This is a genomic window from Microbacterium sp. W1-4-2 (assembly GCF_058349885.2).
The window spans coordinates 509,224-533,462 of the sequence record NZ_JBYRJC020000002.1 but is presented as its reverse complement, the minus strand read 5'-3'; the positions used below and the strand labels follow the sequence as shown (position 1 = coordinate 533,462).

The window sequence follows — 24,239 nt, the reverse complement described above, 5'->3', positions numbered from 1 at the left end:
CCTGACGGTCGGATGGACGGCGCCCCAGACCGTCGAGATGTCGCCCACACAAGCGGGCGCCCGGAGGCATCTTAGCCAGAGGCGGCTGGGAATTGAACTGGCCGAGGGCGAACGAAGAAGCTGAGCGAGGCCGCACGAAGGAGTTCACCGTGGGCGCAGGAACATGGATGCCGCGGGCCGCCCGCTGTGGACGACCCGCGGCATTGCTGCACGGTGTGGGGCTGAGGATGCGCGCAACCAGGCATGTGCGCGCAGCCGTGCCGCTATGCCGTGCCGTGCCGGCGTGCTGCGGCGAGTCCGCCGAGCAGCAGGAACGCCAGGCCCGCGACCAGTGCGGGCGGGGCGATGCCTCCGCCGGTCTCGGCGAGCTCCCCCGTCGCCGAGCTGTTGAGAGCTGAGCCTTGCGGCGTGCCCGTCACCCCGTCGGGCGTGGTGGCGTCCTCCGTGCCCGGCGTGGTGCCGTTGCCACCGGGTGTGCTGCCGGTCTCTTCGGGGATGGTGCCGGGGCTGGTGCCCGGGTTCGCGCCGGTGTCGGTGCCCGGCGCCGGCGACGCCGCCGCGGAGTCGCCGACGACCGCGACGACATTGCCGTGGAGCCTCATCGGCATGCGCAACGGCAGCCCGAGTTGTGTGCCGCCGAGGACGCCGTCCGGTGCCGACGCGAGGATCCCGAATTCGCCGGTCGTCCCGGTCGGGACCGAGTCGACGGTACCGGTCGACGCACTGTCGCCGAGCAGCGAGAGGGAGTTGCCCGACGCCGTGACCGGCGCGGACATCGGGGCGAGCACCTGGGTGCCGGCGAGGGTGCCTTCCGTTCCGTCGGTGGTGACCAAGTCGGTCGTACCCGTGGTCGTTCCCGCCGTGCCGCCCGTGCCGGCCGACGTGCTGTCGCCGAGCAGCGAGACGGCGTTGCCGGTAGCGGTGATCGGAGCGCTGACGGGCGCGTCGACCTGGCTGCCCGAGAGCAGTCCGTCGGTGCCGTCGGTGCTGGTAGCGGTCGCGGTGCCTTCCGGCTCGGTTGCGGTGCCTTCCGGCTCGGTTGCGGTGCCGCTCGTGCCGGTCGACGTGCTGTCGCCGAGCAGCGAGACGGCGTTGTCCGACACGGTGATCGGCGCCTGCATGGTGATCACCGCCTGCGACCCCGACCCGGTGCCCCCTTGGCCGGACGTGGTCGCAGACGGTGCCGCCACCGGCTCAGGAGCCGGTGCGGGCTGCGACGAATCAGTGAGTGTGTCGCCGAGCACCGAAACGGTGTCGCCGGCCACCGTCACCGGTGCGCTCACAGAAATGAGGCCCTGGGTCCCTGACAGAATCCCGCCGTCCCCAGTCGTCTCGGCCGCATTGGCGGCCATGCCGCCGGCGAGCGTGATGCCCCCGGCCAGAAGCGTGCCCCAGATGGCACGCTTGACGAACGTGTTCATGAAGTCCTCCCTGGACAGATCGAATCGACCGCACGCGGAAGCGCGCGGGAACCGTTGCCGCCAGCACAGGCGGCCGGTTCTCGATCAGTCGGGCGAGACGTCGGTGGCGTAGACAGGCGTCGCCGGCGACAGATCGTCGTCGAGCCGTCCCCTGCGCACCCAGGCACGGTGCGCGAGCAAGAGGCCGACGGCCATCACAGCCGCAGCGGCGGGTCCGGCGCCGCCGGAGCCCGTCAGTGACGATCCGGCCGCGGTCCACGCGGCGAGATCGGCAGAGTCTCCGGGAGCGGCAGGAAGGGGTGCCGTTCCCGGAGAAGTCATCGGAAGTATGGTCGCGGTCGCGGCCCGCACGATCGTGGCGGCGGTGAACCATGCGGCCGTCGCCGCGTCGTTGGATGCCACAGCCACAGCCGTTGCGGCAGCGCCTGGTGGGCCGGCGGCGGCGTGCGATGCGGGCAGGCCCGGGACGCCGCCGTTCTGCACGGGATCGAGGATGCCGATCCAGCCGCCTGCAGTCTGCTCCCCCGGTTGCAGGATCGTGCGGCCGGGAAGGGTCGAGAGCGGGCCGTCGATCGAATCGAGGGCGCTGCCGGCGACGTGGTCGATCGTGCCCGTCACATCGGCGACGGTCCCGTCGAGCGCGGCGACGACGTCGCCGACGAGCGGAGCCTTCTCGGCCGCGGTCACGACGGAGGAGACAGTCGCGGCGACCGGTCTCACGGCCCTCGTCACCGTCTTCACGACGGGTGTGGCCACGGGGGCTTTCGACACGGTGGTGGTCGCGGCATCCACCACGTCCCCGGCATCGTCGGTGACCGCATCCGTGACGTCGGTGACCGCGGCGGTGCCGGTCGCCACGGTGTCGTGGACGGTGTCGAGGGCCGAGCCGACGAGGGTGGAGAGCCCGGGCGCGGGGGAGTCGTCGCCGGAATCGGTGGCGGCCTGCGCGCCGTTGGCGGCGAAGCCGAACAGAACGGCGGCCAGAATCCAGGCGAACGCGAGCGCAACGCCCGTGGCGACGAGCACCATCGCTCGCCGCATCAGCGGTGTCAAGGTCACGCTCACCTCCCCCGTAAGCAAAGCTTGCGCGTGCGGACGCACGCGTGATGAGGGTGCCTGGTGTGGACACGTTACCGCGGTCGTGCAGACGTGTCCAGACAATCCTCAGGAAGTCCTCGCCCTCGCGCGCGCGAAGTTGCGGGGTGCGCGGTCATGTGCATAACTCCGTTGCACTCCGCAACCTTCAACCCGGTCTTGAAGTCGAGTTCCATCCACAGGCTGTTGATTTTCAAATCCCTGGTGAGAGCTAAATAAAAAGTCGCAGAACGAGAATTACACAGATGTTCTCCACAGGTGCTGTACACAGGACTTCCGGCGTTTCTCGCAATCTCTCCACACAGTTATCCACAGGCTGAGTTGCACCCTGATCGAGCCGTCCCTAGCGTGGGTTCCTGACTCACCGGGGGACGCATCCTGTCGTGGACGAGGGATGTCGGAGGTCCGTGATCTGCTGTGATCAGATCGCGGCGGCCGCGGCAACCATCGCCTTTCGAGGGCTGGAGCCGATCCGTCCCGGAACACCATTCCGGTGCACGAGCGCGGCCTAGCAGGGGGAGGACAGAGGACGTGTCGATCGCGGACATCTCCGAAGAGCGTTTGGGTGCGCCTCGGGAGCACGATCGCACGCCGCCGCACGACATCCTCGCCGAGCAGAGCGCGCTCGGCGGCATGCTGCTGTCGAAGGATGCCGTGGCCGACGTCATCGAGAGTCTGCGCGGCACGGACTTCTACGTGCCCAAGCATGAGCTGATCTTCGAGGCGATCCTCAATCTGTACTCGCACGGCGAGCCTACCGACGTCATCACGGTCACCGACGAGCTCATCAAGACCGGCGATCTGCAGCGGGCCGGGGGAGCGGACTACCTGCACACGCTCACCTCGATCGTGCCGACCGCGGCGAACGCCGGCTACTACGCGTCGATCGTGTCGGAACGTGCGCTGCTGCGCCGGCTCGTCGAGGCCGGCACCCGCATCGTGCAGATGGGGTATTCGGGGCAGGGCGAGGCGCTCGACCTGGTCAACAACGCACAGGCCGAGATCTATGGCGTCACCGGGGCCGAGGCCACCGAGGACTATGTGCCGCTGACCATCGCGGTGGACGCGGCCGTCGACGAGATCGAGGCCGCGCGCGGGCGCGACGGACAGATGACCGGCATCCCGACCGGCTTCCGCGAGCTCGACGACCTGACCAACGGCCTGCACCCGGGGCAGATGATCGTCGTGGCCGCCCGGCCTGCTATGGGCAAGTCAACGCTGGCTCTCGATTTTGCCCGGGCCGCGGCGATCAAGCACAACATGCCGGCGATCTTCTTCTCGCTCGAAATGGGGCGCAGCGAGATCGCGATGCGCCTGCTGTCGGCCGAGGGCGCGATCCCGCTGCAGAACATGCGCAAGGGCACGCTCGACTCCCGCGACTGGACCACCGTCGCCGCCACCCGCGGGCGCATCAACGACGCGCCGCTGTACATCGACGACAGCCCGAATATGTCGCTCGTCGAGATCCGTGCGAAGTGCCGTCGACTCAAGCAGCGCGCCGGATTGAAGATGGTCGTGATCGACTATCTGCAGCTGATGTCGAGCGGCAAGCGGGTCGAGTCGCGTCAGCAAGAGGTCAGCGAGTTCTCGCGGGCGCTGAAGCTGCTCGCGAAGGAGCTGCAGGTGCCGGTGATCGCACTGTCGCAGCTGAACCGTGGTCCCGAGCAGCGGCAGGACAAGAAGCCGCAGGTGTCGGACCTGCGCGAGTCGGGCTCGATCGAACAGGACGCCGACATGGTCATCCTGCTGCACCGAGAGTCGGTCTATGACAAGGACAGCCGCCCGGGCGAGGCCGACCTGATCGTCGCCAAGCACCGTAACGGCCCGACCGCGACCATCGAGATCGCCTTCCAGGGGCACTTCTCGCGTTTCACCGACATGGCCCCGGCGGGCGACTTCCAATAACGACGCCCCGGACCCCATCGACATCGGGTGCACGCCAACGTATTGGGGAGCGCGGGACGCGCCTCGCGGGAGGCGCGCAACAACGAGTGGCAGGTGACCACGGCACGGCTGGAAGAATGGGCGGATGCTGCGATCCAGAGTGCATGTGACAGGCGCGAGCGGCAGCGGTACCACCACGCTGGCCCGGGCGCTCGCAGACCGCTGGGCGGTGCCGCACGCCGACACCGACGACTATTTCTGGATGCCGACGAATCCTCCGTACGTCAGCACGCGACCGGCGCCGAATCGGGTAGCGCTGATGCGCGAAGTGTTCGTACCGCGCGAGGCGTGGGTGCTGTCGGGTTCTCTGGGTGACTGGGGCGAGAGTGTGGTCGCCGAATGCGACGCCGTCGTCTTCTTGTCGCTCGATCCGACCGAGCGGATCCGCCGGCTCGAGCAGCGCGAGGTGCAACGCCGGGCGGGTGGTGAGTACGACTCCGTCGCGTGGGACGAGTTCCTCGACTGGGCCAAGGGATACGATGATCCCTCCTTCGAGGGCCGCAGTCGGGCCGGGCAGGAGGCGTGGCTCCGCCGCATGGGAAAGCCGGTGCTGCGACTGGATGCCGTGGCGCCGGTGGGCGAACTGCTCGATGCCGTTCTGCGATGGGAGGCATAGAAGTGGGGAGGACTGCGGGGTGACGATCGACATCCCGGTTCTGCACATGACTGCATTCCCCGCCGAGCCGTCCGGCGGGAATCCTGCTGGAGTCGTTCCGGATGCCTCGGCTCTCACTGACGGCGCGATGCAGGAGATCGCCACAGAGCTGGGCTACCCCGAGTCGGCCTTCCTCGTCGACCCCGCCGTGGAGGGCGATCCGCGGCACGTGCGGATCCGCTACTTCTCGCCGGGGGCCGAGGTCCCGTTCTGCGGGCATGCGACGATCGCCGCGGCAGTGTTCCTCTCGTCCGAGCGCGGAACGGGGGGCTTCGTGTTCGAGACAAGCGTGGGCCAGGTCGTCATCACCACGGAAGAGGCACACGGGCAGACCACGGCATCCTTCACCAGCGTTCCGCCCCGCGTTCGTGACCTCGATCCGGACACGGCCGCAGCGCTGCTCGGCCTGCTCGGGCTGACGGCAGCCGATCTCGATGACGCGCTCCCGCTGCGGGAGTCTTTCGCCGGCAACTGGCACCCGATCGTCGCGATCCGGGAGCAACAGGTCTTCGATTCGTTCACCTTCGACCCTGCAGCGGTGCGCGCACTCATGGATGCGAGAGGGTGGACCGGGACGGTCACCGTCATCCACGCGACCACCGAAACGTTCGACGCGTTCGAGGCACGCAATCTCTTCCCGGTCGGCGCGGTGACCGAAGACCCTGCCACCGGATCGGCGGCAGCATCCCTCGGCGCCTACCTTCGCGCGCTCGGCGTCATCACCCCGCCCGCCGACGTCACGGTGCACCAGGGTAGGCACGTCGGCCGACCCAGCATCCTGCAGATCGGCATCCCCGACGACGGGGGTATCACAGTGACCGGGACGGCGACCGTCGTTCGGTAGCCTGTCCGGCCAGGGAGAGGAACGGAGTTCGCGCATGGGTCTTCTGACATTCAGCATCAACGTCACCCTGGACGGGTGCGTCGACCACCGCGAGGGCATCGCCGACGACGAGACGCACGCACACTTCACCCGCCTGATGGACGAGAGCGGCGCGATGCTCTGGGGCCGTACCACCTACGAGATGATGGAGAGCTACTGGCCGATGGTCGCCCGCGGCGAGGTCGATGCGCCGCCGGCGATGCTCGAATGGGCGCAGAAGCTCGAGGCGAAGCCGAAGTACGTCGTGTCGACGACGCGGAGCGACTTTCCCTGGACCCACAGCCACCACCTCGCCGGTGATCTGCGCACCGCGGTCCAGGAGCTGAAGGAACAGACTCCCCGCGGCGTGCTCGTCGGCAGCGGCCGGCTTGCAACCGAGCTGGACCGGCTGGGTCTGATCGACGAGTACAAGCTCCTCGTCCACCCCCTGATCGTCGGCCACGGCCCCACCCTGTACCAGGACGGACTCCCCAGCACCCGGCGCCTCGAGCTGATCTCGGCGAACTCGCTCGCCAACGGCGCCATCGCCGTGCACTATCGCCGGGCGGAATGAGCGGCCGATCGTGGATGAGGATCCCGTGAAACCGGCCCGCGCGGCATCCACGAGTCTTAACCTCTCGTCATGACCTCTTCGCCTCCCGCGATCACCACGGCCGGTCGGCTGCGCGCCTCGGGGCACGTGCACCGTACCCTGCGCGTCGAACTGCGTGAGAACCTGCTCGCGGCGCTCGGTGAGGGGCGCGATCCGTGGCCCGGCATCCACGGCTTCGACACCACCGTCATCCCGCAGCTGGAACGTGCGATCATCGCCGGGCACCACATCGTGCTGCTCGGCGAGCGCGGGCAGGGCAAGACCCGCCTGCTGCGCAGCCTCGCCGGACTGCTCGACGAGTGGTCGCCGGTGATCGAGGGCGCTGAGCTCGGCGAGCATCCCTTCCACCCGATCACGCCGGCATCGCGTCGCCGTGCCGCCGAGCTCGGCGACGATCTGCCCGTCGCGTGGCGGCATCGGTCCGAACGGTACGCCGAGAAGCTCGCCACCCCCGACACCTCTGTGGCGGACCTCATCGGCGACGTCGACCCGATCCGGGTGGCCGAAGGCCGCTCGCTCGGCGACCCCGAGACCATCCACTACGGACTCGTGCCGCGCAGCCACCGCGGCATCGTCGCGATCAACGAACTGCCCGACCTCGCCGAACGCATCCAGGTGTCGCTGCTGAACGTGATGGAGGAGCGCGACATCCAGATCCGCGGCTACGTGCTGCGCCTCGACCTCGACGTGCTTCTCGTGGCCACGGCCAACCCCGAGGACTACACGAACCGCGGCCGCATCATCACCCCGCTGCAGGACCGGTTCGGCGCCGAGATCCGCACGCACTACCCGCCGTCGATCGACGAGGAGGTCGCAGTCATCCGGCAAGAGTCCGAGCTGGCCGCCGAGGTGCCCGCACACCTGCTCGAGATCCTCGCGCGATTCACGCGGAACCTTCGGGAATCGGATGCCGTGGACCAGCGCGCCGGTGTCTCGGCACGCTTTGCGATCGCCGGCGCCGAGACGATCGCCGCGGCCGCCCTGCACCGGGCGACGCGACAGCACGAGCCGGTGGCGGTCGCCCGCCCCGTCGACCTCGAGACCGCCGTGGACGTGCTCGGCGGCAAGATCGAGTTCGAGACCGGCGAAGAGGGGCGCGAGCGCGCGATTCTGGAGCACCTGCTGCGCACCGCGGTGGCCGAGACCGCACGTGCGCACCTGGGCGGCCTCGAGACCTCCGTGCTCGTCGACGCCTTGCACGAGGGCGCCACCGTGATGACCGGCGAGCAGGTCGCCGCCGCCGACGTCCTGGCGGCGATGCCCGTGCTCGGCGAGTCCGATCTGTACGACGAGGTCGCCGACCGGCTCGACGCCCGCACTCCCGGCGAACGTGCCGGGGCCCTCGAGCTGCTGCTCGAGTCGCTGTACCTGGAACGCCGGATCGGCAAGGAGAGCGCAGCGGGGGAGACCGTGTATGGGTGAGGCGGCGGCATCCATCGTGGATCTGCGGAAGGCGGTCACTTGATGGTCCGCAGCTTCCATCGCGTGCCCGCGCACACGGCGCGGTACGGCAGATACTCCGGCGGCGATCCGCTCGCGCCCCCGGTGCCGGTGCAGCAGGCGCTCGAGGCGATCGGCGCCGACGTCATGGCCGGCACGTCGGCCGAACGAGCGATGCGCGAGTACCTGCGCCGCGGCGCCAAGGGGCGCGAGGGACTGGACGACCTGGCCCGCCGGGTGCGGGAGCGCAGATCCGAGCTGCTGAACCGGCACCGGCTGGACGGCACGCTGCAGGAGATCCGCAAGCTGCTCGACCACGCCGTGCTCGAAGAGCGCAAGCAGCTCGTGCGCGACGTGGACCTCGACGACGACGAACGCGCGTTCGCCGAGATGCGGATGGAGAACCTGCCGCCCGGCACCGCCGCGGCGGTCAACGAGCTCGCCGACTATGAGTGGCACAGCCCCACCGCGCGTGCGGACTACGACCGCATCCGCGAACTGCTCGGCCGGGAGCTGCTGGACCAGCGGTTCGCCGGCATGAAGAACGCGCTCGAGAACGCGACGGATGCCGATCGCGAGGCGATCCGCGACATGCTGAACGATCTCAACGACCTGCTCGAGAAGCGGCGGCGCGGCGAGGACACGCAGGCGGACTTCGACGAGTTCATGCGCAAGCACGGAGCGCAGTTCCCCGAGAATCCGCAGAACCTCGACGAGCTGATGGATACGCTCGCCGAGCGTTCGGCCGCCGCGAACCGGATGCTGAACTCGATGTCCCCCGAGCAGCGCGACGAGCTCATGAGCCTCGCCGCCCAGGCGTTCGGCTCGCCCGAGCTCATGCAGTCGCTGTCACGTCTCGACGACAATCTGCGGTCGCTCCGGCCCGGCGAGGACTGGACGGGCTCGGCATCCTTCTCGGGCGACGAGCCGACCGGTCTCGGCGAGGCGACCGGCGTCATGCAGGACCTCTCGGACCTCGACGCGCTGACCGAGCAGCTGGCCCAGGCGTACCCCGGGGCGCGGATGGACGACATCGACCTCGACGCGCTCGCCCGCCTGGTCGGCGACGATGCCGCCGTGAGCGCCCGCGCGCTGCGCGACCTCGAGCAGGAGCTGAAGGACACCGGGATGCTGCAGCGCGCGTCCGACGGTGCGCTGCGGCTCACGCCGCGGGCGATGCGTCAGCTGGGGCGCGCGTTGATGAAGGATGTCGCGACCCGGCAGTCCGGTCGACTGGGCCGTCGCGAGACGAGGAACGCCGGCGCCGCGGGCGACCTCACCGGCGCGACTCGCGCGTGGGCCTATGGAGACACCGAACCGTGGGACATCCCCCGCACCGTCTCGAACGCGGTCCTGCGCACGATCCTCGACGGCGGCGACGCGTCGACCGGAGTGCGTCTGGCCACGGACGACGTCGAGGTCGTCGAGACCGAGCAGCGCACCACGGCCGCGGTCGCGCTGCTGGTCGACACGTCGTTCTCGATGGTGATGGACGACCGGTGGGTGCCCATGAAGCGCACCGCGCTGGCGCTGCATCACCTGATCTCGACCCGCTTTCGCGGCGACAGCCTGCAGCTGATCTCGTTCTCGCGCTACGCCGAGGTGATCGACATCGAGCAGCTGACCGCGAAGGACGGCGTGTGGGACAAGGGGACGAACCTGCACCACGCCCTGCTGCTGGCCCAGCGGCACTTCCGCCGCAACCCGGTGGCCCAGCCCGTCCTGCTGATCGTGACCGACGGCGAGCCGACGGCCCATCTCGAGCCGGACGGCGAGGTCTTCTTCGCGTACCCGCCGGATCCGCGCACGGTGGCCGTCACGGTGCGCGAGCTCGACACCGTGCACCGGATGGGCGCGCAGACGACGTTCTTCCGCCTGGGCAGCGACTCGGGTCTCGCACGGTTCATCGACGCCCTCGCGTATCGCGCCGGCGGGCACGTGGTCGCACCCGAGCTCGACGATCTCGGCCGCGCCGTGGTCGACAGCTACCTCGGATCCCGGCCGGGCAGGCGCGGGTCGCCCGAGGACTTCGGCGCGATGCTGCGCGGCAGATCGTGGTGGTGGTAGACCGGCCGGGATCGCGCGTGACCGTCAGCCGAAGGCCAGGTAGGCGCCCGGCTTGCCCGGCTCGCGCAGCTCGAACTTCAGGTGCAGACCCGTGCCGCGGATGAGCTGCACCTGCTGCTCGAACCGCTCGTTGGTGACATAGACGGACCGCTCGAATCCCCACGCGTCGGCGAACCACGTGCGCAGGGCCGCGAGCAGCCGGCCGTCCATCCCCGTCCTCATCCGGGACGCGCGGGCCCAGAAGTAGACGACCGCGTCCACGTCGTCCCACACGTCGTCCCCGACCGCGGTGACCGTGGACCTCGCCAGGAACGCCGCCGTGGTGGGGAAGACGTAGACGCATCCGAGACTCTCGGCGCCGTCCGGATCGAGCACCGTGTAGGTGTACGCGCGATGCTCGACATGGCGACGTTCGAGTCCCACGAGGTCCGTCCGGTTGTCGTCGACCGTGAAGTCGTCGGCCGGCCACGTCGACTGCTCCCACAGGCGCAGGTCATGGCGCGTCTCCATGACGGCGTCGTGGTCGCGCTCGGCGTCGTCGGAGGTGATCGGGCGCAGGACGAATTCCGGGGTCGCCAACTCCACGGGGACGGCCGCATGCGGATCGGTGAAGGACACGACTGCCTCTCTGCGGGGGACGGGAGGAGTCTCAAGATACCGCCGCCGCAGAGCGCCCGCGCAGCGGACCTCAAGCAGGAGCCGCCCGCGGGTCTGTCGTACGAGGACGAGGCGCTGTGGAAGTACCAGCGCTACATGGAGGACTACCTGCGGTGCGTGGCCGCCGTCGATGAGAGCGTCGGGCGCGTGATCGACTGGCTGCAGGACCGCGACCGGTTCAACAGCACGCTGCTGATGTACACCTCCGACCAGGGGTTCTTCCTCGGCGACCACGGCTGGTTCGACAAGCGGTTCATGTACGAGGAGTCGATTCGCATGCCGCTGGTGCTGAGCTACCCGGATCGGATCGCGGCCGGGACGGTGCACGACGGGATCGTGACGAACGTCGACTTCGCGCGGACGATCCTCGATGCCGCCGGCGTCGAGGCGCATCCCCGCATGCAGGGGCGCAGCTTCCTGCCCGATCTCGCCGAGCCACCGGCATCCGATCCCGTCGAGGGGTTCTACTACCGGTACTGGGAGCACGACGACGTCTTCCACAAGGCCCCCGCGCACTACGGCTACCGCACGGACCGGTACAAGATCATCTACTTCTACAACGACGGACTGGGGCTGCCGGGCACCGGCGGCTTCACGTACCCGGGCGAGTGGGAGCTGTACGACCTCGAGACCGATGCCGAAGAAGTGCGCAACGTCGCCCATGACCCTGCCTACCGGGACATCTTCGCCGACATGCGGGCACGGCTGCGACGCGCGCAGGTCGAGGTCGGAGACGAGCCTCATCGGAGCGAGGGCGACCTCGGCGGGTGACGGTCCGTTGCGCACACCGACGTGAGGGCGCAGTCTCGACCTACATCCATCGGACATGGAAGGGTCGACATGAAGCTGCTGCTCACGTCGGGCGGGGTAACGAACGCCGCCATCCGCGACACGCTCGTCGGCCTGCTCGGCAAGCCGATCGCCGAGTCGAACGCACTGTTCATCCCGACGGCGCAGTGGGGGCAGCCCGCGTGCACGCCGACGTCGGTGTGGAAGTCCACGGCTGGGCAATGGGGGGATGCCGGCGGCCTGTGTGATCTGGGCTGGTCGTCGGTCGGCGTCCTCGAGCTGACGGCCCTGCCCGACATCGACCCGGAGCGCTGGCAGCCGTGAGTGCGCGCCGCCGACGTTCTGCTGGTCGACGGGGGCGAGGCGGTCTATCTGAGTCACTGGATGCGGCGGTCCGGTCTCGCCGACATGCTCCCGGAGCTGCCCGACACGGTGTGGGTCGGGGTGAGCGCGGGGAGCATGGCCATGACACCCCGCATCGGCCGCGAGTTCGTGGACTGGCGCCCGGACGGGACCGACACGGCGCTCAGCGTCGTCGGCTTCTCGATCTTTCCGCATCTGGACTACCCCGGCTGGTCGCACAACACACTCGAGTGCGCCCGTGAGTGGGCGACGAGGATGCCGGGACCGGCGTATGCGATCGACGATCAGACCGCGATATCGGTCGTCGACGGTGTCGTTGCGGTGGTGTCGGAAGGGCATTGGGAGTTCTTCGACTCGCAAGGATGACATTCGTACTGATGCGCGAACACGGAGCTCTCCCCACCGCGAGAGCGATCGGCGTTGTCCACAGATCGCCCTGGTTTCACGCCGTACTCGAAGTGAGTGTCGTATGTGTGTACTAATATCCGAGGCATGGAAGACACGCTTGCCGGTCTCGAGGACGCGGTGGCGGCGCTGCGGCTGGCGTGGACAGGTGAGCGCGATGCGGCGGCCGGGCCCGCGTCCGAACTGAACCGCCCGCAGTTGGTGTGGGCCCTGGATCAGCTGGGTGCCATCAGCCGTCGCGTCGACGGCGTCCGCGCCGAGGTCGCCGCCGAGATCGATCGGGAGTCCCGGCCCGAGTTGGGTGCCGAGTCGCTGGCCAAGGAACAGGGTTACCGCAACGCCGCGGCCCTGATCGCGGCCACCACGGCGATCGGCACGGGCGAGGCGAAGAGGCTGGTGTCCGTCGGCAAGGCCATTGCCCCCAGGCAGGCGCTCACGGGGGAGGAGCTTCCGGCGAAGCACCCGCACGTCGCCGAGGGCATCCGCGGCGGTCGCATCGGCCAGGCGGTGGCGGGGACGATCATCGCGATGCTCGACAGGGTGGCAGTCCGCTCGAAGGCCGAGGATCGCGACGAGGTCGAGCAGACCCTGGTGGCGCGGGCGCCGGGACTCACCCTGGATCAGCTGCGCAAACTCGTCGCCCACGCAGAGGCCTGGCTGGACCAGGACGGTGTCGAGCCGGCGGAACGCGACCGGCGTGGGGAGCAGCACCTGCACCTTTTCGAGCGCGATGGGTTCCTGGTCATCGACGGCAAGATCGAGGTCTCGCGCGGGGCGCCGCTGAAGGCCGCCATCGAGGCCCTCGTCAGCGCGGCGTTCCGCCGCACCCGGGACGACGTCACGCGCGGTGACGACGATCAGATCCGCCCCCGTGTGCCGCAGCTGCAGGCCGAGGCGCTCGTGCAGCTGGCGGAGCACGCCCTCGGGTGCAAGAACAAAGACCTGCCCCTCGCGGGAGCGACCGTCGTGGTGCGGATGGACCTCGAGACACTGACCGAAGGCGCGGGTCTCGCTGAGATCGACGGCATCACCGCGCCGATCTCACCCGTCGGCGCCAGGCACTTCGCGGCCACGGCGGGAATCATCCCCATCGTCCTCGACGGAGAATCCGAAGTCATGGACTGGGGCAGAGAGAAGCGGCTGTTCACCAGAGCGCAGCAGCTCGCGCTCGCCGAACGCGATGGCGGATGTGCGATGTGCAACCTGCCGCCGGGCATGACCAAGGCGCATCATCTCAACTGGTGGATGCGAGATCACGGCGAGACCGACATCGACGAAGGCGTGCTGCTCTGCGAATCGTGCCACCATCGCATCCACGACAACGGGTGGGAGATCCGTATCGAGGGGCACGGTGTGAAGGCCAGTGTCTGGTTCATCCCGCCCGCCACCGTCGACCCTGCGCAGACGCCCCGCCTCGGGGGCCGAGCTCGCTTCGAGTACCGTGCCGCGTGACTCGCGTCGGCGGGCGGGGGATAGGCGTTCACGGGGACGACGAACAGTAGGGTTGCCGTCATGGACCACTCGAATCACGGGCACGAACCGGCCTGCCGACGGTGAGCGTGATGGCCGTCGAATTGCATGAGCCCTCCGTCGCCGACGTGGTCGATGTCGTCGACGCACTGTGCTCCTGGCAGCACGAACGTGCCGCAATGCAGCTGCACCCCGGCGACATCGGCTGGTTCCACCGGTTCGGTGCCGAGGCGACCGCGGCCGCGCTGCGCGTCTGGCGAGAGGGCGATCGGATCCTCGCGATCGGGTTCCTCGACGGCCCGGGCCTGCTGCGGATGACGACGGCGCCGGACGTGCGCCGCGACACCACTCTGGCGCGGCGCATCGCGGACGACATCGTCCGCCCCGAGCGCGGCGTACTGGCAGCCGGCGCGGCCAACGTCGAAGCCCCGGCGGACGCGGCGCTCCAGCCGGCGCTGGCGGTCGAAGGCTGGGGCACGGACGAGCCCTGGACACCGTTGCGACGCGATCTGTCTCAGCGGGTGGAGACACCCGCGATCCGCGTCGAGACGGTCACGCCGGCCACCGTGCCCGATCGGGTGGCCGTACAGCGCAGCGCGTTCGAGAAGTCCACGTTCACGGTAGACCGCTGGCAGACCATGGCCGCAGCCCCGCCGTACGTCCACGCGCGATGCCTTCTGGCGTTCGACGACGACGGCGAGGCCGTCGCGGCCGTCACCGTCTGGTCGGCGGGGCCGGGCCGGCCGGGTCTGCTCGAGCCGATGGGCGTGCACCGCGACCACCGGGGCCGCGGCTATGGCGCCGCGATCACCGTGGCCGCCGCGGCCGCGCTCCAGGAGCTCGGGTCCTCGAGCGCGATCGTGTGCACGGCGAGCTCGAACATCGCAGGCGTGGCGACATACCGTGCGGCGGGGTACGAGGCCCTCCCCGAGGTTCGCGACCGCCGGCGCGACTGACGGGGCAAGCGCAGACCTGACCCGACGGCGGCTGGTACCGCACCGCTGTCAGCGCGCCGCCGCCCCACCCGACCAGCGGTACTCGTACTCCGGCCGGCCGGGCACGCCGTGGCGCGCGGCACGGACGACATCGTGCTGCTCGGTGAGAAAGCGCAGGTACCGGCGCACGGTGACCGGCGACAGGTCCAGATGCACGGCGAGCTCCGCGGCCGACAGCGGCACGTCTGCCGTGCGCATGGCATGGGTGATCTCGGCGAGGGTCTCGGGCAGCAGCCCCTTCGGGAGACGGCCCGGCGCCAGCGTGCGCAGGGCGCTCAGGGCGTTGTCGATCGAGGACTGGGTCGCCAGCGGCCCGGTCTGATCGAGCCCGAGGCGGAAGTCGCGCTGGTTCTCGAGCTTCGCGCGGAACACGGCGAAGGTGAACGGCTTGATCAGGTACTGGGTGACGCCGGCGGCGACCGCACGGCGCACGACGGACAGATCGCGCACGGCGGTGATCGCGATGATGTCGACGGTGTGCCCCCGCGCCCGCAGCCGGCGGGCGACGTCGAGGCCGTGCAGGTCGGTGAGCACCATGTCCAGCAGCACGACGTCGATCGGCGCGCCGTCGGCGGCGGCGCGGTCGAGTTCGCGCAGCGCGGTGGCGCCGTCGTGCGCGACGGCCACCACGGTGAAGCCCGGCACCCGGCGCACGTATGCGGCGTGCGCTTCAGCCGTCAGCGGCTCGTCGTCGACGACGAGCACGCGCAGCACGCCGTCCGCGCCGGTCACCGCGGCTCCTCCCCGAGCCCATCGGCCGACGCGACGTCACGGGATGCCGTGGGGCCGGATGCCGCGTCGTCGCTGGATGCCGCGACCCGTCCGACCCTGTCTGCGGCGAGTGGGATCGTCACCGTGATGATCGCTCCGCCGTCGGTCTCGACCTCGATCGTGCCCCGCAGCCGCGCCACCGCCTGGCGCACGAGAGTCAGACCGTACCCGTGCCCGGCGGCTGCGGCATCCGGCTTCGACGACGTGTTCATGCGCATGACCGTCTCGACCTCGTCGGCCGGGATGCCGGGGCCCGAGTCGGCCACGGTGATCACCAGCGCGTCGTCGGCCACCGTGAAGTCCGCCCAGACCCGCCGCTCCTCCGACTCCGCCGCGGCGTCGAACGCGTTGTCGATGAGGTTGCCGGTGATGGTCACCAGATCCAGCGCGTCCAGGGCCTGCGGCGGCAGCGTGCCCGATGCCGTGATGCCCAGGCGGATGCCGCGCTCGTGAGCCTGCGCGGTCTTGCCGATCAGCAGCGCCGTGATGAACGGCTCGTCCAGCGACTGCACGAAGTGATCGGTCAGCTGCTGCGCCTGCTGCTGGTCGCGCACGGCCAGATCGATCGCTTCGCGCGTGCGCCCGAGCTCGACGAGCGTGGCGATCAGGTGCAGCCGGTTCGCGTGCTCGTGCGTCTGCGACCGCAGCGCGTCCGACAGCGACGTCATCGACGCGAGCTCGCCGGCCAGGGTCTGCACCTCGGTGCGGTCGCGAATCGTGACCACGCTGCCGCGCCGGCGCCGGCGCGGCGAGGCGTCCGCCCCCGGACGGCCCGGCTCGACGGCCGGCTGCTGGGTGACGATCAGGATCCGCTCGCCGGTCACGTGCGCCTCGTCGGCGACGGTGCGGCCCGACGCCAGCAGCTCGTGCAGCGAGGCCGGCAGGTGCAGGTCGCCGAGCGCGGACGGCCGATCGTCGTCGAACGGCGCGATATCGAGAAGCTGAGCTGCCTGATCGTTGTACAGCACCAGGTCGCCGTTCTCGTTCACGAGCATGAGCCCCTCGCGCAGCGAGTGCAGCGCCGAGTGGTAGTACGTGAACAGCCGCCGCAGCTGGGCCGGGCGATAGCCGAGCGTCGTACGCCGCAGATAGCGCCCGAGCAGCCAGGCCGCGAGAGCGCCGACCGCCAGCACGATCAGCCCCGCGGTCAGGATCTGCGGTACGGCGGCGGCCTCGGCGATCGCCAGGTGGTGGATCGTCACGCCCACCGCCACCATCGCGGTGACCTGCCCGGCGCTGTCGAAGATCGGCACGATCGCCCGCACCGACGGCCCCAGCGTGCCCGTGAACTGCTCGACCTGGCTGTGCCCGGCTCGGGCCGCGGCCGTCGAGCCGATGTAGGGCCGGCCTATCTGCGCGGGGTCCGGGTGCGTGTAGCGGATGCCGTCGCGGTCCATGATCGTCACGAAGTCGACCGACGCGGTCTTGTCGATGTCCAGCGCATACGGCTCGAGCGTGTCGGACGGCCGCGCGGACTGCACGCCGGCGACGACGAAGGGATCGTGGGCCAGGGTCTGCGCGAGGCTGAGCACCTGGGATGCCGCGGCCTGCCGCAGCAGCACCCTGGTGTGGTTGTACGAGAGCACCATGAACGTCGCGCACAGGGCGACGACGATGACGAGCTCCGCGAGGAACAGCCTCGCGGCAAGCGACAGCCGCCCGGTGCGGCGACGGTTCACGCGGTGCGCGGTCGTGCTCATCGCCTCCAGCTTCCCACCCCGGGCTGGGAGCCGGCGTGATCGTTATGACCGCAACGGTGACGTGCGCGCGCCGGTCGGGCATCGTGTCGGGGTACCTCATCACACCCGGACGAAGGAGTCGGCATGACGAAGAAGACTGTGCCTGCACGAGGAGGGGATGCCGCGGCATCCGTGCCCGTGCGCACCCGCAGGGATCGCACCCACTGGCTGTACATCGCGGTCATCGTGGCCGTCGTGGCGGGAGCTGCGATCGGCCTGATCGCCCCCGAGGCGGGCATCGCGCTCAAACCCCTCGGCACCGCGTTCGTTGCGCTGATCAAGATGATCATCGCGCCGGTGATCTTCTGCACGATCGTGCTCGGCGTCGGATCGGTGGCCCGCGCCTCGACCGTCGGCAAGGTCGGCGGACTCGCGCTGGTCTACTTCCTGATCATGGCCACGGTGGCCCTGATCATCGGACTGGTCGTGGGCAACATCGTCCACCCGGGCAGCGGCCTGCACCTGAAGCCCTACGACGCGGCCGCCGGCGCCGGCGGCGACCCCACGGTCACGTTCCTGCTGAGCCTGATCCCCGGCGACATCCCGGTGCTGCCGACCCTCGTGCTGGCCCTGCTGATCGGGTTCGCGCTGCAGTCGATGGGCAAGGCGGGCAAGCCGATCGTCACGGCGATCACGCACGCGCAGGCCCTCGTGTTCAAGCTCATGATGATGATCATGTGGACCGCGCCCATCGGCGCGTTCGGCGCCATCGCGGCCGTCGTCGGGGCGACCGGCTGGGCGGCCATCGGATCGATGGCGATCCTCATGGGCGCGTTCTACGCGACCTGCGCGCTGTTCATCGTCGTCGTGCTCGGCGGCCTGCTCAAGCTCGTGACCGGGCTGAACATCTTCACGCTCATCAAGTACCTCGCCCGCGAGTACCTGCTGATCTTCTCGACCTCGTCGTCCGAGGTGGTGCTGCCGCGGCTGATCGCCAAGATGGAGCACGCCGGCGTCTCGCGCGCCGTGGTCGGCATCACGGTGCCCACCGGCTACTCGTTCAACCTCGACGGGACCGCCATCTACCTCACCATGGCGTCGCTGTTCGTCTCGTCGGCGATGGGCATGCCGATGGACCTGCCGCAGCAGATCTCGCTGCTGGTGTTCATGATCATCGCCTCGAAGGGCGCCGCCGGGGTCACCGGCGCGGGCCTGGCGACCCTGGCCGCCGGCCTGCAGGCCCACCGCCCCGAGCTGCTGGACGGCATGGGCGTGATCGTCGGCATCGACAAGTTCATGTCGGAGTGCCGTGCCCTGACGAACTTCACCGGCAACGCCGTGGCGACGCTGCTGATCGGCCAGTGGACCCACGAGATCGACACCACGCGCGTGCGCGCGGTGCTCGCCGGCGACCTTCCCTTCGACGAGTCGACGCTCGAGAACGTGCACGGGGTCTCGGCGCACGGCGCCGCGGGTGGGGAGGCCGCAGAGCCTGCCGCGTCGGAATCCCTCGAGCCCACGCACTGACACCGACGCACCGATGTCGCGGGTGCCCGGGAGCACGGTTTCGTGGCCCCGGGCACCCGTCGTCCGTCGGGCGGGTCAGAACAGCGGCGCCGGCAGCGCGCCCTCGAACTCGAGCAGCCGGCGCTTGGTCGCCAGGCCCTGGCCGGGGGCGCCGCCCGAGTAGCCGCCCAGGCCGTCGGCGGCGAGCACGCGATGGCACGGCACGATGATCGGGATCGGGTTGGCGCCCATGATGGCACCGATGCCGCGGGCCGGGATGCCGCAGCCGCTGCGGGCGGCCAGCTCGCCGTAGGTGACCGTCTCGCCGTATGCCACGCTCTCGTACAGCGTCGTCAGCACGGCGCGGCTGCCGTCGGCCTGCTCTCCGAGGTCGAACGGCACGTCGAACCGGCGCAGCGTGCCGGCGAAATAGGCGGTCAGCTGGGCGATCGCCTCGGAGAGGACCGGATCGGCCGCGGCCGCGGCATCCATCGGCCGTCGAAGACCCCACCCGACGCCGGTGATCGCCTCGCCGTCGCCGGTCACGCCGAGGGTGCCCACCGGCGAGACGACGGTGCCGAACGAGACCATGAGCGGAGCGTACCGCGGACCGCCGACTGCGCGTGGGCCATGCTGGAGGCATGACCGATCTCGATACGCTCATCCCCGCGAACCGCCGTCACCTGCTCGAGCTGCCCCTCTTCGGGCACCTCGGCACGATCCGACCCGACGACAGCGTGCAGGTCACGCCGATGTGGTTCGAGTTCGACGGCGAGCACGTGCGCTTCACCCACACCAACCGCCGGCAGAAGTACCGCAACCTGCAGCACAACCCGTCGATGGCGCTGTCGATCATCGACCCCGAGAGCCCGACGCACTATCTCGAAGTGGCCGGCAGGCTCGTCGAAGCGGTGCCCGACCCCGAGGGCGCCTTCTATGTCCGGCTGCAGAACCGGTACGGCGATCCCAGCACCACGCCGCCGGCCGACAGAGCGAAGCGCGTGATCCTCGTGATGTCGATCGAACGCTCCACCCACCAGTAGCCGCGGACCGGGCCCACGCTTCGGATTCCCCCTGTCATTCCTGGGGAGACAGGCATATTCTGCACGGTGGCCCTGCCACCTCACGCCGCAATCCGACGCAGGCGACAGTCGCTTCACCCCGTCAACGCTGAACAAGGGAATGATCGTGAAGCACACGTCGACAACGTTGTTCGCCCTGGCCGCCGCAGCCGCTCTCGTCGCAGTGAGCGCCGTGCCCGCCTCGGCCGCCACCTCCTCCACGCAGTGGAGCTATGCGGTCCATCCGATCGTGATCAGAGCCCATCTGTCGCCGGGCGAGATCGCCCACGACACGTCGGCGGCGCAGTGCCTGGCCCAGACCGACGGGGAGTTCGCCTGTCAGACGCCCGACAGCATCCGCGCGGCGTACGACATCCCCGCCGAGATCGACGGCGTGCCAGCCGGCACCGGGCAGACGATCGTGATCGTCGACGCGTTCGGCAGCCCGACGGTCCGCTCGGACCTCGCGACCTTCTCGCAGGAGTTCGGTCTGCCCGCCGCGCACCTGAACGTCTTCTATCCGACCGGAGTGCCGACGTGGACCGGCCACGGCACCCAGCTGGGCTGGGCCGAAGAGACCTCGCTCGACGTGCAGTGGGCCCATGCGGTGGCCCCCGGTGCGACGATCGACCTCGTGATCGCCGCCAACGACCACGGCAACACGATCAACGCGGCAGAGCAGTACGCCGTCGGCCATCACCTCGGCGCGGTGATGTCGATGAGCTTCGGCATCGACGAAGCGGCGCTGCGCGGCAACAACGGACAGCTGACGCAGGCGCACGCCGTGTATCAAGCGGCCGCGGCTCAGGGCATGTCGGTGTTCGCCTCGTCGGGCGATGCTGGATCGGACAACGGCACCGGATCCCCGAACTACTCGTATCCCGCCTCCGACACGCTGGTCACCTCGGTGGGCGGCACGAACCTGCTGTACGGCACTCCGTTGGACAAGGGCCAGCGCGAGACCGTCTGGGGCGACTACACGAACTGCGCGACCACCTGCGCCGACGGTCCGTTCGGGGCCACCGGCGGTGCCCCGAGCCTGATCACCGCGAAGGGCGGATCGGATGTCGCCTACAACGCGAGCGTCTACACCGGGGTGCTGACGTACCTCGGCTTCCTGGGCGCCGCGGCGGACGGCTTCTACTTCTTCGGCGGAACCTCGGCCGGCTCGCCGCAGTGGGCCGGCATCACGGCCGATGTCGTACAGGCCGTCGGGCACCGCGTCGGCGAGATCAGCCAGTACACGTCATCGTGGGCGCGCAGCGGCCGGATGTACGACGTGACGGTCGGCAGCAACAGCACGCCGACGTTCACGGGCGGCTACTCGGCCTCCGCCGGATGGGACCGTCCCACCGGCTACGGCACGCCGAACGTGGGCGCGATCATCGACGCCCTGCGCTGAAGATGACGGATGCCGCTACCGCGCGCCGTCGAAGACCTCGGCGGCGCGATCGGCGGCCTTCAGCGCCGTGCCGGTGAGGATCACCACCGTGGTCTGGCCGGGGCCGATCGCGCCGTCGGCGACGAACCGTTCGAGCGCGGCCGCGGCCACGGCGCTCGTCGGCTCGGCATACAGCCCGCACGCGGCCAGCCCCCGCAGCGCGGTGCGGATCTCGTCGTCGCTCACGGCCACTGCCGCCCCGTGCGACCGTTCGATCGCGGCGACCACCTCGGGCAGACGCACCGGCCGTGCGATCGACGAGCCCTCGGCGATCGTCGGCGCGCGCGGCCGGTCGGGGTCGCGGTGCACGCCGTTCACCGCCTCGACGATCGTGGCCCAGTCGCGAGGCTGGCCGACCAGCAGCCGGGGAACCGTGTCGACGGCTCCGGCATCCCGCAGCTCGCCGAAGGCGAGATCGCAGCCCAGCACGACGCTGCCGGCGCCGGCCACCGTCACGATGTTGTCGGGGGCGCGGAACCCGAGCTGCTCCCAGATCTCGTAGCCGATCGTCTTGACGCCCTGCACGAACATCGGGTGCCAGTTGTGGCTCGCGTACGGGATCTCGGCCGACTGCCGCACGGCCTCGTCGCCGACCTGGTCGCGGGTGCCGCCGACGAGCTCGATCTCGGCGCCGTACGCGCGCGCCTGCAGCACTTTGGCGGGGGAGGTCGCGGCGGGCACGATGATCTTCGCCGCGATCCCGGCCGCTGCGGCATAGGCGGCGACCGACGACCCGCCGTTGCCCGAGCTGTCTTCGAGCACCCGCGTCGCCCCGTGCGCCGCCAGGTGCGACATCATCACCGCCACGCCCCGGTCCTTGAAGCTCGAGGTCGGGTTGAACCACTCGAGTTTGTAGTGGATGCCACGGCCCGTCCGCCGATCGGGGATCAGGGGCGTCCACCCCTCGCCGAGGCTGACGCGGTGCTCGTCGGACACGGGCAGCACGGCGCCGTACCGCCACAGCGACCGTTGCGCGGCATCCACCGTCGTCGTGCCGGGGATCGGCGAGAGCATGAGCGGCGTGCCGTCGTCACCGCGCCACCGATCCTCGCCCAGCGGGTAGCGGGTGCCCGAGCGGTCGATGAGGTGCAGTGCGCGGAGGCTGTCGGCATCCATACCGTCATTCAACCCCGTGGCGTCGCGACCGTGTCACGGCTGCAGGTTCCATCGGCTGATCACCGGCAGAGCGTGCTCGAACCCGAGCTCGCTGATGCTGCCGGTCCCCAGGGCCAGCCGCGCCCCCTCGGTCGGCGGCTGCCCGAGCCAGCGGGCGGCGAGCACGCGCGAGAAATGCGCATGCGAGAAGACCACGGCATCCTGCCCCTGCGACGTCACACTGCGCAGCCGCGCGATCACCGCGTCGGCGCGTCGCGCGACGTCGTCGGCCGTCTCGGCGGGCAGCGGATCGGGTGCCTCGGCGGTCCAGATGCGCCACGGGTGCCCGATCTCGGCCGAGATCTCGGCGGTGGTGCGACCTTCGAGCGCTCCGTAGTCCCACTCGGCGAGGTCGTCGTCGATGAGCGGCTCGTCGAACCCGGCGAGGGCGGCGGTGTCGCGCGCCCGCCGGCGCGGACTGCACAGCACCAGGGCGAACCGCTGCGCGCGCAGCGCCGCCCCCACGTGCCGCGCCTGCTCGCGACCCGCGGCGGTCAGGCCCACATCGGTGACCGACGTGTGCCGGCCCGATTTGCTCCAGTGGGTCTCGCCGTGCCGCACCAGCACGACCGAGGGGCCATCGGATGCCGGGCGGAATTCCGTCGTCATCCCTCGAGCGTATGCCGCCCGCGCCGCCGTCCCCGGCAGGTGCGGGAGACTGGAGGCATGGTCGATCAGGGCACGGACGGTTTCGTCGCCGAATGGCAGGCATGGCACGACGAGCACGAGCGCGACCGCGCGGCGCCCGACGGGTTCCTGGCGATCACGGCGGCGCATTGGCTGACCCCCGCACCGCAGCGGTTCGACGATGTGCCCGGTGCATGGTCGACCGGCGAGGCAGGCCCCGTCGTCGACCTCGCCGACGGCGAGGCGCTCACGATCGACGGACGTCCGATCACGGGCGAGCACGCGTTCGGGCCGGTGCAGATCGGTGCGCCGGTGCGCGCGACGTGGGGGACGGATGCCGGAACCGCCGTGGTCGAGGTCGCCAACTTCGGCGGGCACGCGGTGATCAGGCCGCGGCATCCCGACAATCCGACGCTGCTCGCCTACACCGGCACACCGACGTATGCGGCCGACGAGCGGTTCGTCGTGGACGCCGCGTTCACGCCGTTCGACGAGCCGCGCGCCGTGTCGGTCGACACCGTCGTCGACGGTCTCGAGACCCTGTTCGACGCGCCCGGGACGGTCGCGTTCGACCTTGACGGGCCGCACCGGCTCACCGCGTTCCGCGACGGCGACGGACTGCGGCTGCTGTTCACCGACCGCACCAGCGGCGTGACCACGTACGCTGCCAGCCGCAATCTGCACGTCGACGCGCCTGACGCCGACGGCCGGCTGCGCATCGACTTCAACCGGTCGGTGAACCTGCCCTGCGCCTACACCGCGAGTGCCATGTGCCCGCTGCCGCCCGTCGAGAACCGCCTCGACATCGCGATCGAGGCGGGCGAGATGATGCCGCGCTGACCCGGGTCAGCCCATCGAGCCTTCGAACAGGCCGATGACGTTGCCGTCGGGGTCTGCGAAGACGGCCCACCAGCTCGTGTCGGTGATCGCGCTCTTGGGCGTCACCACGCGCCCGCCGGCTTCTTCGACCTTCGCGAGGACGTCATCGATCGAATCGACCTCGACCGTGCTGCGCGGCTGGGTGAAGTCGGCGTCGCGTTTGACCAGCGCGCCGCCGCTCGTCCCGTTCGGCGCCCGCCACATCGGGTAGTCGTCGTAGCCGGGCACGTCGGCGATCTGCCAGCCGAGCACCGCGCCGTAGAAGGTCTTGCCCGCCTCGAAGTCCGTGACCGGGATCTCGAGGTGTGTGATGTCGCCGTGTGACATGGTTCCAGCCCCTTTGC

Annotated in this window: 22 protein-coding genes and 1 pseudogene; 14 read left to right on the top strand and 9 right to left on the bottom strand. The window is 70.1% G+C overall.

The window, feature by feature from the left end:
* Positions 1 to 263: 263 nt before the first annotated feature.
* Positions 264 to 1,421: a chaplin family protein gene (locus tag AC3RX0_RS10345; protein ID WP_491505900.1), complete on the bottom strand. Its 1,158-nt coding sequence runs from the start codon at positions 1,419 to 1,421 to the stop codon at positions 264 to 266.
* An 84-nt stretch (positions 1,422 to 1,505) separates the two neighbouring features.
* On the bottom strand, positions 1,506 to 2,480 hold the full coding sequence (locus AC3RX0_RS10340) for a hypothetical protein (RefSeq protein WP_491505899.1): 975 nt from the start codon (positions 2,478 to 2,480) through the stop codon (positions 1,506 to 1,508).
* Between the two features lie 567 nt (positions 2,481 to 3,047).
* On the opposite strand from AC3RX0_RS10340, the gene dnaB reads away from it, so the two are divergent.
* The 6 genes from dnaB (at position 3,048) to AC3RX0_RS10310 (ending at position 10,097) form a co-directional block, all read left to right on the top strand.
* Positions 3,048 to 4,421 carry a replicative DNA helicase gene (gene dnaB, locus AC3RX0_RS10335; protein WP_491505898.1) on the top strand — a complete coding sequence of 458 codons (1,374 nt, stop codon included), beginning with the start codon at positions 3,048 to 3,050 and terminating at the stop codon, positions 4,419 to 4,421.
* Between the two features lie 124 nt (positions 4,422 to 4,545).
* A complete protein-coding gene (locus AC3RX0_RS10330) occupies positions 4,546 to 5,076 on the top strand; it encodes a P-loop NTPase family protein (RefSeq protein ID WP_498165957.1) in 531 nt (176 codons plus the stop codon).
* Positions 5,077 to 5,095: 19 nt separating this feature from the next.
* Entirely contained in the window at positions 5,096 to 5,959 is an 864-nt protein-coding gene (locus tag AC3RX0_RS10325) for a PhzF family phenazine biosynthesis protein (RefSeq protein WP_491505896.1), read from the top strand.
* A gap of 34 nt (positions 5,960 to 5,993) precedes the next feature.
* Positions 5,994 to 6,551: a dihydrofolate reductase family protein gene (locus tag AC3RX0_RS10320; RefSeq protein ID WP_491505895.1), complete on the top strand. Its 558-nt coding sequence runs from the start codon at positions 5,994 to 5,996 to the stop codon at positions 6,549 to 6,551.
* Between the two features lie 69 nt (positions 6,552 to 6,620).
* A complete protein-coding gene (locus AC3RX0_RS10315) occupies positions 6,621 to 8,012 on the top strand; it encodes a sigma 54-interacting transcriptional regulator (protein ID WP_491505894.1) in 1,392 nt (463 codons plus the stop codon).
* Positions 8,013 to 8,054: 42 nt separating this feature from the next.
* Complete coding sequence (locus AC3RX0_RS10310; protein ID WP_491505893.1) at positions 8,055 to 10,097, top strand: vWA domain-containing protein; 2,043 nt, start codon at positions 8,055 to 8,057, stop codon at positions 10,095 to 10,097.
* Positions 10,098 to 10,121: 24 nt separating this feature from the next.
* Here AC3RX0_RS10310 and AC3RX0_RS10305 read toward each other — a convergent pair whose 3' ends face one another.
* Positions 10,122 to 10,715, bottom strand: a complete 594-nt coding sequence (locus AC3RX0_RS10305) for a GNAT family N-acetyltransferase (protein ID WP_491505892.1) — start codon at positions 10,713 to 10,715, stop codon at positions 10,122 to 10,124.
* Here AC3RX0_RS10305 and AC3RX0_RS10300 point away from each other — a divergent pair.
* The 4 genes and pseudogenes from AC3RX0_RS10300 (at position 10,695) to AC3RX0_RS10285 (ending at position 14,737) form a co-directional block, all read left to right on the top strand.
* Positions 10,695 to 11,525, top strand: a complete 831-nt coding sequence (locus AC3RX0_RS10300) for a sulfatase/phosphatase domain-containing protein (RefSeq protein ID WP_491505891.1) — start codon at positions 10,695 to 10,697, stop codon at positions 11,523 to 11,525. The genes AC3RX0_RS10305 and AC3RX0_RS10300 overlap by 21 nt on opposite strands.
* Positions 11,526 to 11,594: 69 nt before the next feature.
* Positions 11,595 to 12,272 (top strand): annotated as a pseudogene (locus tag AC3RX0_RS10295) (Type 1 glutamine amidotransferase-like domain-containing protein).
* A gap of 126 nt (positions 12,273 to 12,398) precedes the next feature.
* Positions 12,399 to 13,763 (top strand): HNH endonuclease signature motif containing protein, encoded by a 1,365-nt coding sequence (locus tag AC3RX0_RS10290; protein WP_491505890.1) that lies wholly within the window; start codon positions 12,399 to 12,401, stop codon positions 13,761 to 13,763.
* 110 nt (positions 13,764 to 13,873) lie between these two features.
* The gene (locus tag AC3RX0_RS10285; protein WP_491505889.1) at positions 13,874 to 14,737 is read left to right on the top strand and encodes a GNAT family N-acetyltransferase; all 864 of its coding nucleotides are present in this window, start codon (positions 13,874 to 13,876) and stop codon (positions 14,735 to 14,737) included.
* 48 nt (positions 14,738 to 14,785) lie between these two features.
* Here AC3RX0_RS10285 and AC3RX0_RS10280 read toward each other — a convergent pair whose 3' ends face one another.
* A complete protein-coding gene (locus AC3RX0_RS10280; RefSeq protein ID WP_491505888.1) occupies positions 14,786 to 15,508 on the bottom strand; it encodes a response regulator in 723 nt (240 codons plus the stop codon).
* Positions 15,505 to 17,247: an ATP-binding protein gene (locus AC3RX0_RS10275; protein ID WP_491505887.1), complete on the bottom strand. Its 1,743-nt coding sequence runs from the start codon at positions 17,245 to 17,247 to the stop codon at positions 15,505 to 15,507. Before AC3RX0_RS10275 ends, AC3RX0_RS10280 begins: the two co-directional genes overlap by 4 nt.
* 123 nt (positions 17,248 to 17,370) lie before the next feature.
* On the opposite strand from AC3RX0_RS10275, the gene AC3RX0_RS10270 reads away from it, so the two are divergent.
* On the top strand, positions 17,371 to 18,753 hold the full coding sequence (locus AC3RX0_RS10270) for a cation:dicarboxylate symporter family transporter (protein ID WP_491505886.1): 1,383 nt from the start codon (positions 17,371 to 17,373) through the stop codon (positions 18,751 to 18,753).
* A gap of 75 nt (positions 18,754 to 18,828) precedes the next feature.
* On the opposite strand, the gene AC3RX0_RS10265 is transcribed toward AC3RX0_RS10270, so the two are convergent.
* Positions 18,829 to 19,323 carry a methylated-DNA--[protein]-cysteine S-methyltransferase gene (locus AC3RX0_RS10265; protein ID WP_491505885.1) on the bottom strand — a complete coding sequence of 165 codons (495 nt, stop codon included), beginning with the start codon at positions 19,321 to 19,323 and terminating at the stop codon, positions 18,829 to 18,831.
* Positions 19,324 to 19,373: 50 nt separating this feature from the next.
* Here AC3RX0_RS10265 and AC3RX0_RS10260 point away from each other — a divergent pair, with 50 nt between their 5' ends.
* Together AC3RX0_RS10260 and AC3RX0_RS10255 are read left to right on the top strand one after the other, a co-directional pair.
* Positions 19,374 to 19,775: a PPOX class F420-dependent oxidoreductase gene (locus AC3RX0_RS10260; RefSeq protein WP_491505884.1), complete on the top strand. Its 402-nt coding sequence runs from the start codon at positions 19,374 to 19,376 to the stop codon at positions 19,773 to 19,775.
* 145 nt (positions 19,776 to 19,920) lie between these two features.
* Positions 19,921 to 21,195 (top strand): S53 family peptidase, encoded by a 1,275-nt coding sequence (locus AC3RX0_RS10255; protein WP_491505883.1) that lies wholly within the window; start codon positions 19,921 to 19,923, stop codon positions 21,193 to 21,195.
* A 15-nt stretch (positions 21,196 to 21,210) separates the two neighbouring features.
* Here the strand turns inward: AC3RX0_RS10255 and AC3RX0_RS10250 are convergent, their stop codons facing one another.
* Positions 21,211 to 22,350, bottom strand: coding sequence for a threonine synthase (locus AC3RX0_RS10250; protein WP_491505882.1), 1,140 nt, complete (start codon positions 22,348 to 22,350; stop codon positions 21,211 to 21,213).
* A gap of 33 nt (positions 22,351 to 22,383) precedes the next feature.
* The gene (locus tag AC3RX0_RS10245) at positions 22,384 to 22,998 is read right to left on the bottom strand and encodes a histidine phosphatase family protein (protein WP_491505881.1); all 615 of its coding nucleotides are present in this window, start codon (positions 22,996 to 22,998) and stop codon (positions 22,384 to 22,386) included.
* Positions 22,999 to 23,055: 57 nt separating this feature from the next.
* Between AC3RX0_RS10245 and AC3RX0_RS10240 the strand changes: the two genes are divergently transcribed.
* Positions 23,056 to 23,856: a DUF1684 domain-containing protein gene (locus AC3RX0_RS10240; protein ID WP_491505880.1), complete on the top strand. Its 801-nt coding sequence runs from the start codon at positions 23,056 to 23,058 to the stop codon at positions 23,854 to 23,856.
* Between the two features lie 6 nt (positions 23,857 to 23,862).
* Here AC3RX0_RS10240 and AC3RX0_RS10235 read toward each other — a convergent pair whose 3' ends face one another.
* Positions 23,863 to 24,222: a VOC family protein gene (locus tag AC3RX0_RS10235; protein ID WP_491505879.1), complete on the bottom strand. Its 360-nt coding sequence runs from the start codon at positions 24,220 to 24,222 to the stop codon at positions 23,863 to 23,865.
* Between the last annotated feature and the right edge of the window lie 17 nt (positions 24,223 to 24,239).

What these genes read in the sequence shown, in the direction of transcription:
- AC3RX0_RS10345 (WP_491505900.1), bottom strand. Translation starts at nt 1,421, where the DNA reads ATGAACACGTTCGTCAAGCGTGCCATCTGGGGCACGCTTCTGGCCGGG.
- AC3RX0_RS10330 (WP_498165957.1), top strand. Translation starts at nt 4,546, where the DNA reads ATGCTGCGATCCAGAGTGCATGTGACAGGCGCGAGCGGCAGCGGTACC.
- AC3RX0_RS10320 (WP_491505895.1), top strand. Translation starts at nt 5,994, where the DNA reads ATGGGTCTTCTGACATTCAGCATCAACGTCACCCTGGACGGGTGCGTC.
- AC3RX0_RS10315 (WP_491505894.1), top strand. Translation starts at nt 6,621, where the DNA reads ATGACCTCTTCGCCTCCCGCGATCACCACGGCCGGTCGGCTGCGCGCC.
- AC3RX0_RS10310 (WP_491505893.1), top strand. Translation starts at nt 8,055, where the DNA reads ATGGTCCGCAGCTTCCATCGCGTGCCCGCGCACACGGCGCGGTACGGC.
- AC3RX0_RS10300 (WP_491505891.1), top strand. Translation starts at nt 10,695, where the DNA reads ATGCGGATCGGTGAAGGACACGACTGCCTCTCTGCGGGGGACGGGAGG.
- AC3RX0_RS10290 (WP_491505890.1), top strand. Translation starts at nt 12,399, where the DNA reads ATGGAAGACACGCTTGCCGGTCTCGAGGACGCGGTGGCGGCGCTGCGG.
- AC3RX0_RS10285 (WP_491505889.1), top strand. Translation starts at nt 13,874, where the DNA reads ATGGCCGTCGAATTGCATGAGCCCTCCGTCGCCGACGTGGTCGATGTC.
- AC3RX0_RS10275 (WP_491505887.1), bottom strand. Translation starts at nt 17,247, where the DNA reads ATGAGCACGACCGCGCACCGCGTGAACCGTCGCCGCACCGGGCGGCTG.
- AC3RX0_RS10270 (WP_491505886.1), top strand. Translation starts at nt 17,371, where the DNA reads ATGACGAAGAAGACTGTGCCTGCACGAGGAGGGGATGCCGCGGCATCC.
- AC3RX0_RS10265 (WP_491505885.1), bottom strand. Translation starts at nt 19,323, where the DNA reads ATGGTCTCGTTCGGCACCGTCGTCTCGCCGGTGGGCACCCTCGGCGTG.
- AC3RX0_RS10260 (WP_491505884.1), top strand. Translation starts at nt 19,374, where the DNA reads ATGACCGATCTCGATACGCTCATCCCCGCGAACCGCCGTCACCTGCTC.
- AC3RX0_RS10250 (WP_491505882.1), bottom strand. Translation starts at nt 22,350, where the DNA reads ATGGATGCCGACAGCCTCCGCGCACTGCACCTCATCGACCGCTCGGGC.
- AC3RX0_RS10245 (WP_491505881.1), bottom strand. Translation starts at nt 22,998, where the DNA reads ATGACGACGGAATTCCGCCCGGCATCCGATGGCCCCTCGGTCGTGCTG.
- AC3RX0_RS10240 (WP_491505880.1), top strand. Translation starts at nt 23,056, where the DNA reads ATGGTCGATCAGGGCACGGACGGTTTCGTCGCCGAATGGCAGGCATGG.
- AC3RX0_RS10235 (WP_491505879.1), bottom strand. Translation starts at nt 24,222, where the DNA reads ATGTCACACGGCGACATCACACACCTCGAGATCCCGGTCACGGACTTC.